This is a genomic window from Azospirillum brasilense, from assembly GCF_005222205.1.
GTDB lineage: Bacteria > Pseudomonadota > Alphaproteobacteria > Azospirillales > Azospirillaceae > Azospirillum > Azospirillum brasilense_G.
The window spans coordinates 385,096-398,342 of sequence record NZ_CP032349.1 but is presented as its reverse complement, the minus strand read 5'-3'; the positions used below and the strand labels follow the sequence as shown (position 1 = coordinate 398,342).

Below are 13,247 nucleotides of genomic sequence, written 5' to 3'. Positions count from 1 at the left end.
TGGCGGACGGTTACTCCGTCTCGGGGTGGCGCTTCTCGAACGCCCAGACGCGCTCGAAGCCCATCAGGCGGGTGAAATCGGGGAAGGGGTAAAGCTCTCCCCGATACTCGGCGCTCGACCCCTTGGCGAGGATTTCGCCGTAGGCGCTGCGCAGCGCCGCGGCCATCGCCAGAAAGCCGGTGGCCGGGAAGATGGCGATGCGGTAGCCCAGCTCCTCCAGCCGCGCCCCGGTCATCACCGGCGTGCGCCCGCCTTCCACCATGTTGGCGATCAGCGGCTTGCCGATGGTCCGGCAGATCCGCTCCATCTCCGCCTCGCTCTCCGGGCTCTCCACGAAGATGATGTCGGCCCCGGCCTCGGCGTAGGCGTCGGCGCGGCGCAGCGCCTCGTCGAGGCCGAGCGTCGTGCGGGCGTCGGTGCGGGCGATGATCAGGAAGTCGCTCGACGAGCGCGCCTCGCAGGCGACGCGGATCTTGCGCACCATGTCGGCCATGGGAATGACCCGGCGGCCCGGCGTGTGGCCGCACTTCTTCGGGAATTCCTGGTCTTCGAGCTGGATGGCGGCGGCCCCGGCCTCCTCGTAGCCGCGGACGGTGAAATCGACGTTCAGCAGGCCGCCATAGCCGGTGTCGCCGTCGGCGATCAGCGGCGTCGCGGTGCCGTGCGCGATCGCCCGCACCCGGCCCACCATGTCGCTGTAGGTGGCGAGCCCGGCGTCCGGCAGGCCGAGATGGCTGGCGACGGTGCCGTAGCCGGTCATGTACAGCGCGTCGAACCCCATGCCGTCCGCCACCTTGGCCGAGATCATGTCGAACACGCCGGGGGCCGAGATCAGGCCCGGCTGCGACAGGCGCTGCTTGAGGGAAATGGTCATGTCTGTGGAATCTCCGGAAGTCTTTACGAGGCCCGCCGGTGCATGCGCCGGTCGATGTGCAGCAGGCCGGCGCTGATGAGCACGGCGGTGGTGGCGAGGATCAGCACCACGGCCATCATGGTGCGCACGTCGTGGCCGCCGATGGCGTTCATGACGAGGTAGCCGAGGCCGCGCTGCGAGGCGAACATCTCGCCGATCAGCACGCCCAACAGGGTCAGCGAGAAGCCCACCCGCAGGCCGGACACCAGCTCCGGCAGGGCGGCGGGCAGGATGATGGTGGAGACGAGCTGGGGCGGCGACAGGCGCATCACCCGCGCGCTGCGCAGCATCACCGGCGGGATGGTGCGGACCGCGTTCATCGTGAAGATGATCACCGGGATGATGCCGTGGATCGTCCCGAAGGCCACCTTGGCCGACAGGCCCAGCCCGAAGGCCAGCAGGATCACCGGGTAGAGGGTGATCTTGGGCAGCGAGTAGAGCGACACCAGGATCGGCTCCGCCACCTCGCCGGCCAGCCGGTTGATGCCGAGAGCGATGCCGATGGTCAGCCCGCCGAGCACCGCCAGCAGCAGCGAATAGAGCAGCGCCACGCCGGTCTCCGCGACGTGCGGCCAGAAGGTGGCGGAGCCCAGCAGTTCCACCGCGCGGGCCAGCGTGTCGGCGGGCGAGGTCAGGGCGACGCTGCCGACGATCCAGTGCAGGACCTGCCACAGGGCCACCAGCGCGACGATGACGAGGAGCGTATCGGTCTTTCTGCGCATGGCCGTCAGCGCCTCCGCCGCTGCATGATCCGGCGCTCCCAGGTGAAGAGCACCGCGTTGAGCACCGTCACCAGGACGATGATGAACAGCATCAGCGCGTACATCCGCGCATTGTCGAAGTTGTTGAAGGCATAGGCGATGCTGTAGCCGATGCCCGAGGAGGACATGATGAACTCCGCCGCGATGACGCCGATGAAGCAGTAGGCGATGGCGAGCTTGGCCCCGGTGAACAGGAAGGGCGCGGCGCTGGGCAGCTTGACCATCAGCGCCGTGCGCACCGGGTCCATGCCGTGGACGCGCGCGGTCTTCAGCAGGACGCGGGGAATGCGGTCCAGCCCGTTCAGCGTGTTGATCAGCATCGCCACCACGCCGAACAGCGTGCCGATCACCACGATGGGCGCCGCCCCCAGCCCGAAGATGACGATCAGCACCGGGTAAAAGACGAAGAAGGGCACCGCGTAATAGGTCGCCAGGAAGGGATCGAGCGCCCGGCGCACCCGCGGCATGGCGTGGATCGCCACCCCGGCGACGAAGCCGAGCAGGATCGAGGCGATCACCGCCATGGCGACGTTGCCCAGCGTCTCGCCGATGTCGGCGCTGGCCGCCCCCGAGGCGAGAAGGCGGTAGAGATCGCCGGCCATGACGCTGGGTGCCGGCAGAACCGTCTTGGCGATGACGCCGGCCCGGCACAGCACCTCCAGCAGCAGGACGGCGCCGCCCACCACGATCAGCCGGAGCCAGCCCGCCCAACTCACGATCCACCCCCGGCGAGGCCCGCCGCCTTCAGGCTCTCCTCGCGTAGCAGCCGCCACAGCCGGGCGGTGATCTGGCCGAAAGCGTCCTCGCTGGCGATGCGGGAATCGCGCTCGCGCGGCCAGCCCGTCGCGATCTCCTCGATGATCCGCCCGGGCCGGGACGACATGACGCCGATGCGGTCCGACAGCATGGCCGCTTCATCCAGCGCGTGGGTGATCAGCATCACCGTGGCGCCGGTCTCGCGCCACAGCTTCAGCAGCTCGTCGCCCATGATCAGGCGGGTCTGCGCGTCAAGCGCGCCGAACGGCTCGTCCAGCAGGATCAGGCGCGGGCGCATCACCAGCGTGCGGGCGATGCAGACGCGCTGGCGCATGCCGCCGGACAGTTGCACCGGATAGGCCTTGGCGAAGTCCTTCAGCCCAACGAAGCCGACGGCGTAGGTGACCCGGCGCTCGATCTCCGCCGGATCGACGCCCGCCCGGCGCAGGCCGAAGGCGATGTTGTCCCACACGGTCAGCCAGGGGAAGGTGGCGTCCTCCTGAAACACCACCCCGACGCCGTCCGGGACCTTGCCGGCCACCGGCTTGCCTTCGAAGCTCACCGACCCCTCGGTCGGCACGGACAGGCCGGACAGCACGTCGAGCAGCGTGGACTTGCCGCAGCCCGACGGCCCGACGACGGAGAAGAACTCCCCCTGCCGCAAGGTCAGGTCGACGGGTCCCAGCGCGTGCACCCCGCCGTGGCCGGGAACGCCGTAGATGCGGCTGACCCCCTTCAGTTCGGCATGGGCGGCCGGGGCGGGGTATGCCCCCGCCTCCTCGTGCAGGTCGCGCTTGGCGGCGACGTTGGCTTTCATCGGGGGCTTCCTCCCGGTCATCGGATGTCTTCAGACGGATTTTCTTCGGAGCGGTTATTTCAGAAACGAGGCGTCAGAGTGCTTCGACCAGTCGACCTCGCCCTTGACCTCGCCGATGATCTGCAGGCCTTTGATCAGACTGTTCATCCCGTCATATTCGAAGTCGCCGGCGCTCCAGTACTTGATCGTCGCCAGATTCTTCAGCGCCTGCAGCGCCACCGCCTCGTCGATGTCGTAGTATTTGGTCATGATCTTGGCGGTCTCCTCGGGGTTGGCGTAGACGAAGTCCACCCCCTTGCGCCGCGCCTCGATCAGCTTCCTCAGCTTGTCGCCGTTCTTCGCGGCGAACTCCGAGGTGGTGACCCCCACGGTCTGAACCATGGTCGGCAGCTCGGTCTCGACCGCGAAGACCATGCGGTACTTGTTCTGCACACGCGCCCAGATCGGGTCCATCACCGGGGCGGCGGCCACTGCGCCCTGCTCCAGCATGGTCAGGCCGCCGCCGATGCCGCCCGCCGACACGCCGTCCACCGTGATGCCGTGCTTGTCCTTCACCATGGTCAGCAGCATGTCGGTGACCGACTTCGGGCTGGTGAAGGCGACCTTCTTGCCGTCCAGGTCCTTGGCGGTCTTCACCGGGGAGTCCGGCTTGGTCACCCACAGGATCTCGCCCGCCGTACGGACGCCGGTGTGGATGATCTTCACGTCCAGCCCCTGGTTGATCGCCGCCACCGCCGCCGACAGGGCGACCTCGCCGTAGGGCATTGGCGCCGCCATGACGTTGCGCATGGTCGTGCCGCCGCCCTTGGAGGTCAGGACGCCGGTGATGTCCAGCCCCTGCTCCTTGTAGTAGCCCTTCTCCATGGCGACGGCGTAGGGAGCGCCGTACATCAGCACACCCCAGTGGGTGACGGTGATCTCCTCGGCCTGCGCCGGGACCAGGGTGGCGAGCGCCACTCCCATGGCCGCCGCCCCAAGGACCGCCTTGCGCTTCATCGTGGTCATGAACGACATCGCTGTTCCTCCCAATAGCCGCTGGCCTTTCCGGCCATGCGCGTTGATCCGGACCCGTCAGGCAGTGGGCAGGGCGTGAATCCACGGGCGCTGCGCCCGGTCGCGCGCCTCGAACGCCGCCATGGCGGCGTCGTGGCGCAGGCTAGCCCCGATCTCGTCCAGCCCCTCCAGAAGCGCCTGCCGCCGCGCCGCGTCCATCGTGAAGGGAAACTCCCGCCCGTCCGGGGCGGTGACGCGGCAAGCCTCGATGTCCACCGTCATGGTGGCGGCCGGCGTTGCCTGGACGACGGCGACGAGATGGGCGAGCACGGCCTCGTCCAGAGTCACCGCGGCCAGACCGTTCTTCTGGCAATTCTCGTGGAAGATGCTGGCGAAGCTCGGCGCGATGACGCAGCGGATGCCGAAGTCCATCAGGCTCCACACCGCGTGCTCGCGCGACGAGCCGCAGCCGAAATTCTCGCCGGCCAGCAGGATCTTCGCCTCCCGCCAGGGGACTTGGTTGAGGACGGAGTCCGGCCGTTCCCGGCCGTCGTCGTCGAACCGCCATTCGGAGAAGAGGCCGGCGCCCAGCCCGCTGCGGTGAATGGTCAGCAGATGCGCCTTGGGGATGATCGCGTCGGTGTCGACGTTGGCGCGCGGCAGCGGTGCGGCGATTCCGGTGATGCGGTTAACGGGTTCCGGCATGTCAGGCGCCTCCTTCGAAGCTGCGGACATCGACGATGCGGCCGGCCACGGCGGCCGCGGCGGCGGTGGCCGGGCTGGCGAGGTGGGTGCGCGCGCCCGGCCCCTGGCGGCCTTCGAAATTGCGGTTCGAGGTGGCGACGCAGCGCTTGCCCGGCGGCACCCGGTCGGCGTTCATTCCGGCGCACATGGAACAGCCCGGCTCCCGCCATTCGAAGCCGGCGGCGGTGAACACGCGGTCCAGCCCCTCCGCCTCGGCCTGCCGGCGCACTTGGCCCGAGCCCGGCACGACCAGCGCGCGCAGGCCGGCGGCGACCCGCCGGCCCTTCAGCACGGCGGCGGCGGCCCGCAAATCCTCGATGCGGCTGTTGGTGCAGGAGCCGATGAAGACCATGTCCACCGGCAGATCGCGGATCGGCGTTCCCGGCTCCAGCCCGATGTAGTCGAGCGCCCGGCGCATCGCCTGCCGGCGCTTGGGGTCGGCCTCGCGCTCCGGATCGGGAACGGTCTCGCCGACGCCGATGCAGTCCTGCGGGCTGGTGCCCCAGGACACCTGCGGCGTGAGGCTAGAGACGTCCAGTTCGATCTCGGCGTCGAAGCGGGCGCCGGGATCGCTCGCCAGGGCGCGCCACGCCTCAACCGCCCGCTCCCACAGGTCGCCCGCCGGGGCGAAGGGTCGCCCCTGGAGATAGGCGAAGGTCACCGCGTCGGGCGCGATCAGGCCGAAGCGCGCGCCCAGCTCCACCGACATGTTGCAGACGGTCATCCGCTCCTCCATGGAGAGCGCGCGGATGGCCGGTCCGGCGTATTCGACGCCGTAGCCCGTCGCCCCGGCGGTGCCGATGGTGGCGATCAGCTTCAGCACCATGTCCTTGGCCGACACGCCCGCCGGGCGGGTGCCGGTGAAGGTGATGCGCATGGTCGGCGGGCGGCGCAGGATGGCGGTCTGCGTCGCCATGACATGCTCGACCTCCGACGTGCCGATGCCCCAGGCCATGGCGCCCAGAGCGCCGACCGTGCTGGTGTGGCTGTCGCCGCAGACCAGGGTGGCGCCCGGCAGGGCGATCCCCAGTTCCGGCGCGATCACATGCACGATGCCCTGGCGGATGTCGCCCAGGTCGAACAGCGCGACGCCGGTGGATTCGGCGTTGGCGCGCAGGGCGCGGATCATTTCCGGCCCGCCGGGCACCGTGTCGTCGGTGCGGCCGTTCTCGGTGGAGACGATGTGGTCCGCCGTTGCGAAGGTCAGGTCGGGGCGGCGCAGCCGGCGCCCGGCGGCGGCCAGCCCGGCGTAAGCCTGCGGGCTGGTGACCTCGTGCAGCATGTGGCGGTCGATGTGGAGCAGCACCCGCCCGTCGCCCAGATCGGCGACGACGTGCTGGTCCCAGATCTTGTCGATGATGGAACGCGGCGTGGTCATGGCGTTGCCTCCCCTTACTCGGCCCATCATTCGGCGGCCCGGTAGGCCTGTTCCCGCTCGTAATAGTCGGGGAAGCCGACAAGGGACTTCAGCGCCTCGAAATCGGCCTGGGCCACCTGGCTCTCCCGCCCGTCCGCCACCGCGGCCAGGGCGGTGCGCATAGCGTCGATGGCCGCCGACATCAGGGTCAGCGGATAGGCGGCGAGCTTGAAGCCGAGCGCCTCCAGCTCGCGCGGCGGCAGAATCGGCGTCTGGCCGCCGCGCACCATGTTCGCCATGGCCGGCCGGTCGATCCCGGCGCAGAAGGCGGCCATCTCCGCCGCGTCGTAGGGGGCCTCCATGAAGATGATGTCGGCGCCCTCCTCCACGAAATCCTGGCAGCGCTCCAGCGCCGCGTCGAAGCCGTGCACGGCGCGCGCGTCCGTCCGCGCCAGGATCAGGATGTCGTCGGAGCCCGACCGGGCGGCGTCGACGGCGGCGCGGATCTTCATGCGCGCCTCGGCCCGCCCGACGACCTGCTTGCCCTTGGTGTGGCCGCAACGCTTGGGGCTGACCTGATCCTCGATCAGGACGGCGGCGGCCCCGGCGCGGGCGTAGTCGCGCACGGTGCGCTGCACGTTCATGGCGTTGCCGTAGCCGGTATCGCCGTCGCCGATCACCAGCAGGCCGGGGGCCGCCTGACAGACGTTGCGGAGCTGGTCCAGCATCTCGGCGAAGGAGATCAGCCCGGTGTCCGGCATCCCCAGCCGGGTGGCCGAGACGGCGAAGCCGCTCATCAGGCTGACGCGGAAACCGGCCTGCTCGATCAGCCGTGCCGACAGCGCGTCGAAACAGCAGGGCATCAGGTGAAGGCCGGGAGCCTCTAGCGCCGTTTTCAGGCGTTGTGCGGGTGTCGTCACCGGTTGTATCCCTCCCTCGCCGCCGCGTCCGCCGGCGGCATCCAACAGGGCGCACCGGAAGCGGGCGATTGATTTGTTGTGCCCACGAACATAATGCGTCATTGTATACAACGCAACCCGAAAAGTTCAGGCGTCGGGCGAAGCGCAAGGGAGGTCAGCATGGCGGAGAGCGCCGGGGCTCTGGCGCCCCAATGGGACAACGGCCTTGGTGGCGGCTCGAACCGCGCCGCCGACCGCGCTTATCGCTTCATTCGGGAAGGCATCCTGGCCAGCCGCTGGCCGCCGGGCGCCCATCTGCGCGAGCAGGAGCTGGCCGAGCTGACCGGGGTCAGCCGCACCCCGGTGCGGGAGGCCCTGCGCCGCCTGTCCGCCGACGGGCTGCTGCAGCTCGTCCCCAACCTCGGCGCCAAGGTGAACGCCTGGACGATTCAGGACCTCGACGAGATTTTCGGGCTGCGCGCGACGCTGGAAAGCCAGGTGGCCGGCCTCGCCGCCAGCCGCGCGGAGCCGCACCATCTTGTCGAGCTGGGGGCGCTGTGCGACGCGATGGAGGCGGTGGTGGGGGACGGCGAGGCGGTGGATTTCTCACGCATCACGCCGCTGAACGACCGCTTCCACGGCCTGCTGATCGACATCGCCGGGGATCGGCGCCTGGGCCAGATGATCCGGCAGGTGGTGGAGATGCCGCTGGTTCTGCGGACCTTCGCCCGCTACAGCCGGCGCGACCTCGCCCGCAGCATGAACCACCACCGCGAGATCGTCGAAGCCCTGACCGCCCGCGACGGGGAATGGGCGTCGTCGGTGATGCGCGCCCATGTGCGCGCCGGGCGGGCCGTCTTCACGGTCCCGAAAACCGAGTGAGCATCATTGTATACAACGATGGCGCGCCGGTATGGGCAGGTGGATCGCCCTGATCGGCGCAGCACAATGGTCCCGGCGCCCTGAGGGGACGCCGGGACAAAGTTCAGGACGCTGCCGCTAAGGACCGATCAGGCGACCAGGAAGCCGGCGCCGACCGGATCGTTGCGGTCGATGACCCAGCGGGCGGTGCCGAGAATGCTGGCCGTGCCCTTGACGGTCGGGCGCACGGCGCGCACGCCGTTCAGGCGGGTCTCGCCGAGCAGGCTGCCCTCGAAGGTGCCGGTGCCGAGCAGGCCCTCGGAGCGGATGGTGTCGCCGATCGCCATCTTCCCGCGCGCCTCGAACATCGCCATCATCGCGCTGGTGCCGGTGCCGCCCGGCGAACGGTCGAGCTGGCCGGCGCTGAAGACGTGGACGTTCTTGTAGAAGGCGCCCTCGATGGTCGGCTCGTGCCAGAAGGTCACGAAGTTGAAGTTGTTGATGTGCGCCGACGCCGGGTGCTGGATCGCCACCTTCTGGCGGAGCTGCTCGCGCGCCAGGATGCCGTAATGCGACAGGGCGGTGCCGTTCTCCGCCCCGATGCGCAGCGAGGTGCCGGTCAGGTCGATGATGCCGAAGTAGTTGCCGCCCCACACGATGTCGGCCTTCAGCGGGCCGATCTCCGGCAGCTCGAACTCCACGTCCTGCGCGGCGACGTAGGCCGGGACGTTCTCGAACTTGGTCCACAGCACCCGGTCGCCCTCATGGGCCACCTCGGCGACGACGAGGCCGGCGGTGGTCTCGAAGCGGATGGTGGTGCGTCCGTTCTCGCCGCGGCGGACGAGGCCGTTGGCGACCATCGCCATGGCGACGGCGATCGTGCCGTGGCCGCACATGTGCGAATACTGGGTGCCGTCGATGTAGATCAGGCCGGCGTCGTAGTCCGGGCCGGACGGCGGGGTCAGGAAGACGCCGAACATGTCCTTGTGGCCGCGCGGCTCGCGCATCAGGGCTTCGCGCAGCCAGTCGTAATGGGTTTCCAGGAACTGGCGCTTCTCCAGGATGCTGGAACCGGCCGGATAGGGGATGCCGCTGTGGATGATGCAGAGCGGCTCGCCCTCGGTGTGGGTGTACAGGACATCGAATGCGTCTTGCATGCGCATGGAAGGACCCTTTCGTGGATCGGATTCAGTGTTGGATCGGGGGATGAAGCGGGGGGTGTCGGGACCGGTCAGCGCCGGTCCGACAGAAGATGCAGCCCGACGGTGAGGTCGAGGATGATGATCGCCAGGGCCGCCACGCCGATGGTGATGGAGGACACCGCGGCGATGACCGGGTCGATCGTGTACTGGACGTAGTTGAAGAGCTTGACCGGGATGGTCGTCATCTCCGCCGTGGTGTTGAAGATGCTCAGCTCGACGTTGATCCAGGAGGAGATGAAGGCGAAGATCGCGCCGCTCGCCAGGCCGCTGCGGATCTGCGGCAGCGTGACCAGGAAGAAGGTCTCCATCGGGCGGGCGCCCAGGTCGGCGGAGGCCTCCTCCAGCGCCCGCTGCTCCGGCGTCAGCTGCGGCAGGACGGAGCGCAGGACGAAGGGCATGATGATGACGATGTGCCCGACCAGCAGCGCCGTGAAGCTTCGCATCAGCCCCAGCGCCGCGCAGTATTGCAGCAGGGCGGCACCCAGCACGACGTGCGGCAGGACCAGCGGCGACATCAGCAGCGACAGCAGGAACTTCTTGCCCGGAAACTCGCAGCGGGCGATGGCCAGCGCCGCCGGAACGCCGAGCAGCAGGGCCGCCGCCGTGGCGACCAGGGCCAGCAGGGTGCTGGTGCCGAAAGCCGCCAGATAGGAGGTGTCGCCGAGCATCCGCCCGTACCAGTCGAGCGTCAGCCCCTGCGGCGGGAAGGCGAGGTAGCTGGTGGCGGTGAAGGAGGAACCGACGATGACCAGAAGCGGCAGGATCAGGTAGGCCATGACCGACCAGGACACCACCCGCAGAAGAAGCCGTGCGATCATTGGGCTTTCCTCCCCGTTGCGCTGGCCCCGGCGTTGCCGATCCAGCCGGCCAGACCGACCAGGACCAGCGTCATGACCAGCAGCGTCATGCTGAGCGCGCCGCCGTAGTTCACGTCGAAGACCGTGCTGTACTGCTGGAAGATCAGCATGGGGAAGACCGTGATCTTGCCGCCGCTGAGCAGGGCCGGCGTGACGTAGGCGCTGACCGCCAGGGTGAAGACCATGATGATCCCCGACATCAGCCCCGGCAGGCAGAGCGGAAAGGTGACCGTCCGGAAGGTGTCGAAGGGCGTGGCGCCGAGGTCGGAGGAGGCGTCCTCCAGCGCCGGGTCCACCGCGGCCAGAGCGTTGCCGACCGCCAGCACGATGAAGGGCAGCAGGATGTAGACCAGCCCGATCACGATGCCCAGCTCGGTGCCGAGGAAGCGCATCGGGCGGTCCAGGATGCCGACCCCGACCAGCGCGTCGTTGACGAGGCCGTTGCGTCCCAGCAGCACCATCCAGCCGAAGGAGCGGACGATGTTGCTGGTGAACAGCGGCAGCACCAGCAGGATGACGCAGGTCCGCCGCAGCGCCCGCGACTTGACCACCCGCACCAGATAATAGGCCAGCGGATAGCCGAGCAGCGCGCAGGCCACCGTGGTCAGCCCGGCGATGCGGAAGGTCGCCGCCAGCACGTCCCAGTGATACTGGTCGAACAGCACCCGCGCGTAGTTGCCGAGGGACGGCACGCCGCCCGCCATCAGGCTGGACGACACGACCACGATCATCGGGACAGCGAAGAAGGCGGCGAAGAAGGCGACCGGGGCCGCCAGCAGGGGCAAGGCTCGGTTCATGGCGGCGCTCATGGTCGTGCTCATGGTCCGGACCGGTGGGTGGCCGGCTCGGCGATGATGTGGACGTGCCCCGGACGGAAGCCGACGAAGACCGGCGCCCCCGGATTCAGCCCCTCCCCCGCCATGCCCAGCCGGCGGCTGGCCAGCAGATGCTCGCCGACGCGCACCGTCACGACGGTCTGCCCGCCGGTGTCGATGACGTCCTCGACGAAGCCCTGGTCGGTGATCAGGCCCGGCGCCTCCGGCTGGTTCAGCAGCTCGACATGCTCGGGCCGCAGCACCGCGGTGTATTGTTGCCGCGTGTCGGCGCCGAGGTGGGGCAGCAGCGCCGACCCCACCGCCAGACGCACCCCGGCGTCGCCCTCCGCCGTTCCCGGCAGCAGGTTGGCCTCGCCGATGAAGTCGGCGACGAAGCGGCTGGCCGGGCGGGTGTAGATGGCCCGCCCGTCGCCCACCTGCTCGATCACGCCGCGGTTCATGACGACGATGCGGTTCGCCATGCTCATCGCCTCCTCCTGGTCGTGGGTCACGAACACGAAGGCGATGCCGAGCTTCTCCTGGAGATGCTTCAGCTCGATCTGCATCCGCTTGCGCAGCTTCAGGTCGAGCGCGCTCAGCGGCTCGTCGAGCAGGAGGAGCTTCGGGCGGTTGACGAAGGCCCGCGCCAGGGCGACGCGCTGCTGCTGGCCGCCCGACAGCTCCCGCGGGTAGCGGCCCGCCGCGGAGTCCAGCCCGACCAGCTCCAGCGCCTCGCGGGCGCGCTCCACCGCCTCGCCCCGCGGCACCCCGTGACGGCGCGGCCCGTAGGCCACGTTGTCGAGGATGCTCAGATGCGGGAACAAGGCGTAATGCTGGAACACCGTGTTCAGCGGGCGCCGGTGCGGCGGCAGCCGCGTCACGTCCTCCCCGCCGATCCGGATGGTCCCGGAATCGGGGGAGAGGAAGCCGGCGATGCAGCGCAGCAGGGTCGTCTTGCCGCAGCCGCTCGGCCCCAGCAGGGCGACGAACTCGCCATGGGCCACATCCAGCGACACGTCCCTCAGCGCATGGTATGTGCCGAAATGCTTGTCGATGGAGCGGATGGAGAGCAGGGCGTCGGGCTTGGGCGTCGCGGACATGGAGGGGCTCCCCGGCTGGCTGCGGTTCACTGGCGGGCGAGTTCGCGGTTCCAGGCGTCGGTGATCGCCGCGCGGTCCCGGTTGATGTCCGCCCAGTTGAAGAGCTTGAGGTTCTTGACCGACCCGCCGACGCCCCAGGGCAGCTTGCGCTCGACGTCCGGCGACACCGACACGTTCTGCACCGCCGGGCCGAGATAGAGCTTCTCCGCCAGACAGGCCGACGCCTCCGGGGTCAGCGCGGTGTCGATGAAGCGCTGGGCGTCGGCCTTGTGCGGCGCGTTCTTGACCAGATGCAGGCGCGCGTCGGTGGCCCAGACGCCTTCCTTCGGAACGACGAAGCCGATGGGCAGGCCCTTGTCGGCCAGATCCCAGGCGCCGACGTTGAAATGCGCGCCGATGATCGCCTCGCCGCTCTGGTAGGCGTTGCTCGCCGCCCCCGAGCTGTCGAAGTAGAGCGCCGCCTTCAGCGTCTTCAGCTTCTCGAAGGTCTTCGACAGGTCGCCCGGCGGGTTGCCCCACATGCGGTTCAGGAACATGACAAAGGGCACGCCGGAGGAGTTGGCCGGCGACGGGATCGTCACCGTGTCCGCGAACTCCGGCTTCCACAGGTCGTTCCACGAGGTCGGCGGGGTCTTGATCTCCTTGGTGTTGTAGGTCAGGCCCAGCGAGTAGTAGCCGGAACCGGCGGCGAAGATCGACCCGTCCGCCTTGTAGATCGCCTCCGGCAACGCCTTCGCCAGGTTCGGCACGCCCGTCGGGTCGATGGCGTCCAGCACGCCCGCCGCCTGCGCCATCTCGCTGATGCCGCCGTCCATGTAGGCGACGTCGAGCGTCGGCGCGTCCTTCTGCTGCTGCAGCTTGGCGAAGGTCACGGTCGAGGTGCCGATCTCCGGCACGACGCGGACGCCGGTCGCCTTGGTGAAGGGCTCCGCGACGCAGGTGCGGAACGCCTCGCCCCAGTTGCCGCCGTACCAGGCGACGCGGATCTCGCCCTGGGCCGCGGCCGGCAGGGCGTACAGGGAGACCCCGGCCGCCAGGACGGCGGTCAGGGCGGCAAAGCGTGAGACGGTGCGGGTGGCGGCGCGCGTATGGGTCATGACCGGTTCCTTCGTGGTGTCGGTCCAGCGGGCGTCAGAGCCGTGGTTCGTTCGAAAGCTAATTGTTCCGACGTA

General features: G+C 69.2%; 14 protein-coding genes. 1 reads left to right on the top strand and 13 read right to left on the bottom strand.

The window, feature by feature from the left end; translation table 11 throughout:
• Nucleotides 1-10 precede the first annotated feature (10 nt).
• From D3869_RS31030 to D3869_RS30995, 8 genes are read right to left on the bottom strand one after another with little or no spacing between them, the layout of a single operon-like run.
• The gene (locus D3869_RS31030; RefSeq protein WP_137143448.1) at nucleotides 11-874 is read right to left on the bottom strand and encodes an isocitrate lyase/PEP mutase family protein; all 864 of its coding nucleotides are present in this window, start codon (nucleotides 872-874) and stop codon (nucleotides 11-13) included.
• A 23-nt stretch (nucleotides 875-897) separates the two neighbouring features.
• Entirely contained in the window at nucleotides 898-1,635 is a 738-nt protein-coding gene (locus tag D3869_RS31025) for an ABC transporter permease (protein ID WP_137143447.1), read from the bottom strand.
• A gap of 5 nt (nucleotides 1,636-1,640) precedes the next feature.
• A complete protein-coding gene (locus tag D3869_RS31020; protein WP_137143446.1) occupies nucleotides 1,641-2,390 on the bottom strand; it encodes an ABC transporter permease in 750 nt (249 codons plus the stop codon).
• The gene (locus D3869_RS31015; RefSeq protein WP_137143445.1) at nucleotides 2,387-3,247 is read right to left on the bottom strand and encodes an ABC transporter ATP-binding protein; all 861 of its coding nucleotides are present in this window, start codon (nucleotides 3,245-3,247) and stop codon (nucleotides 2,387-2,389) included. Before D3869_RS31015 ends, D3869_RS31020 begins: the two co-directional genes overlap by 4 nt.
• 54 nt (nucleotides 3,248-3,301) lie before the next feature.
• The gene (locus D3869_RS31010) at nucleotides 3,302-4,261 is read right to left on the bottom strand and encodes an ABC transporter substrate-binding protein (protein WP_137143444.1); all 960 of its coding nucleotides are present in this window, start codon (nucleotides 4,259-4,261) and stop codon (nucleotides 3,302-3,304) included.
• Between the two features lie 57 nt (nucleotides 4,262-4,318).
• Nucleotides 4,319-4,945, bottom strand: a complete 627-nt coding sequence (leuD, locus tag D3869_RS31005) for a 3-isopropylmalate dehydratase small subunit (RefSeq protein WP_137143443.1) — start codon at nucleotides 4,943-4,945, stop codon at nucleotides 4,319-4,321.
• Between the two features lies 1 nt (nucleotide 4,946).
• Nucleotides 4,947-6,362, bottom strand: a complete 1,416-nt coding sequence (gene leuC / locus D3869_RS31000) for a 3-isopropylmalate dehydratase large subunit (RefSeq protein WP_137143442.1) — start codon at nucleotides 6,360-6,362, stop codon at nucleotides 4,947-4,949.
• Between the two features lie 26 nt (nucleotides 6,363-6,388).
• Nucleotides 6,389-7,261: an isocitrate lyase/PEP mutase family protein gene (locus tag D3869_RS30995; protein ID WP_137143441.1), complete on the bottom strand. Its 873-nt coding sequence runs from the start codon at nucleotides 7,259-7,261 to the stop codon at nucleotides 6,389-6,391.
• 159 nt (nucleotides 7,262-7,420) lie between these two features.
• Between D3869_RS30995 and D3869_RS30990 the strand changes: the two genes are divergently transcribed.
• Nucleotides 7,421-8,122, top strand: a complete 702-nt coding sequence (locus D3869_RS30990; protein ID WP_137143440.1) for a GntR family transcriptional regulator — start codon at nucleotides 7,421-7,423, stop codon at nucleotides 8,120-8,122.
• 128 nt (nucleotides 8,123-8,250) lie between these two features.
• On the opposite strand, the gene D3869_RS30985 is transcribed toward D3869_RS30990, so the two are convergent.
• The 5 genes from D3869_RS30985 to D3869_RS30965 all read right to left on the bottom strand — a co-directional run bounded on the left by D3869_RS30985 (nucleotide 8,251) and on the right by D3869_RS30965 (nucleotide 13,172).
• Nucleotides 8,251-9,264, bottom strand: a complete 1,014-nt coding sequence (locus D3869_RS30985; protein WP_035681829.1) for a proline racemase family protein — start codon at nucleotides 9,262-9,264, stop codon at nucleotides 8,251-8,253.
• Nucleotides 9,265-9,332: 68 nt separating this feature from the next.
• Nucleotides 9,333-10,121: an ABC transporter permease gene (locus D3869_RS30980; RefSeq protein ID WP_035681830.1), complete on the bottom strand. Its 789-nt coding sequence runs from the start codon at nucleotides 10,119-10,121 to the stop codon at nucleotides 9,333-9,335.
• Nucleotides 10,118-10,969 (bottom strand): ABC transporter permease, encoded by an 852-nt coding sequence (locus D3869_RS30975; RefSeq protein ID WP_174449641.1) that lies wholly within the window; start codon nucleotides 10,967-10,969, stop codon nucleotides 10,118-10,120. The genes D3869_RS30980 and D3869_RS30975 overlap by 4 nt, the downstream gene beginning before the upstream one ends.
• Nucleotides 10,970-10,977: 8 nt before the next feature.
• Entirely contained in the window at nucleotides 10,978-12,075 is a 1,098-nt protein-coding gene (locus D3869_RS30970; RefSeq protein ID WP_137143439.1) for an ABC transporter ATP-binding protein, read from the bottom strand.
• A 26-nt stretch (nucleotides 12,076-12,101) separates the two neighbouring features.
• Nucleotides 12,102-13,172, bottom strand: a complete 1,071-nt coding sequence (locus D3869_RS30965) for an ABC transporter substrate-binding protein (RefSeq protein ID WP_137143438.1) — start codon at nucleotides 13,170-13,172, stop codon at nucleotides 12,102-12,104.
• Between the last annotated feature and the right edge of the window lie 75 nt (nucleotides 13,173-13,247).

What these genes read in the sequence shown, in the direction of transcription:
- D3869_RS30970 (WP_137143439.1), bottom strand. Translation starts at nt 12,075, where the DNA reads ATGTCCGCGACGCCCAAGCCCGACGCCCTGCTCTCCATCCGCTCCATC.
- D3869_RS31015 (WP_137143445.1), bottom strand. Translation starts at nt 3,247, where the DNA reads ATGAAAGCCAACGTCGCCGCCAAGCGCGACCTGCACGAGGAGGCGGGG.
- D3869_RS30990 (WP_137143440.1), top strand. Translation starts at nt 7,421, where the DNA reads ATGGCGGAGAGCGCCGGGGCTCTGGCGCCCCAATGGGACAACGGCCTT.
- leuC (WP_137143442.1), bottom strand. Translation starts at nt 6,362, where the DNA reads ATGACCACGCCGCGTTCCATCATCGACAAGATCTGGGACCAGCACGTC.
- D3869_RS30975 (WP_174449641.1), bottom strand. Translation starts at nt 10,969, where the DNA reads ATGAGCGCCGCCATGAACCGAGCCTTGCCCCTGCTGGCGGCCCCGGTC.
- D3869_RS30985 (WP_035681829.1), bottom strand. Translation starts at nt 9,264, where the DNA reads ATGCGCATGCAAGACGCATTCGATGTCCTGTACACCCACACCGAGGGC.
- D3869_RS30980 (WP_035681830.1), bottom strand. Translation starts at nt 10,121, where the DNA reads ATGATCGCACGGCTTCTTCTGCGGGTGGTGTCCTGGTCGGTCATGGCC.
- D3869_RS30965 (WP_137143438.1), bottom strand. Translation starts at nt 13,172, where the DNA reads ATGACCCATACGCGCGCCGCCACCCGCACCGTCTCACGCTTTGCCGCC.
- leuD (WP_137143443.1), bottom strand. Translation starts at nt 4,945, where the DNA reads ATGCCGGAACCCGTTAACCGCATCACCGGAATCGCCGCACCGCTGCCG.
- D3869_RS31010 (WP_137143444.1), bottom strand. Translation starts at nt 4,261, where the DNA reads ATGTCGTTCATGACCACGATGAAGCGCAAGGCGGTCCTTGGGGCGGCG.
- D3869_RS31030 (WP_137143448.1), bottom strand. Translation starts at nt 874, where the DNA reads ATGACCATTTCCCTCAAGCAGCGCCTGTCGCAGCCGGGCCTGATCTCG.
- D3869_RS31025 (WP_137143447.1), bottom strand. Translation starts at nt 1,635, where the DNA reads ATGCGCAGAAAGACCGATACGCTCCTCGTCATCGTCGCGCTGGTGGCC.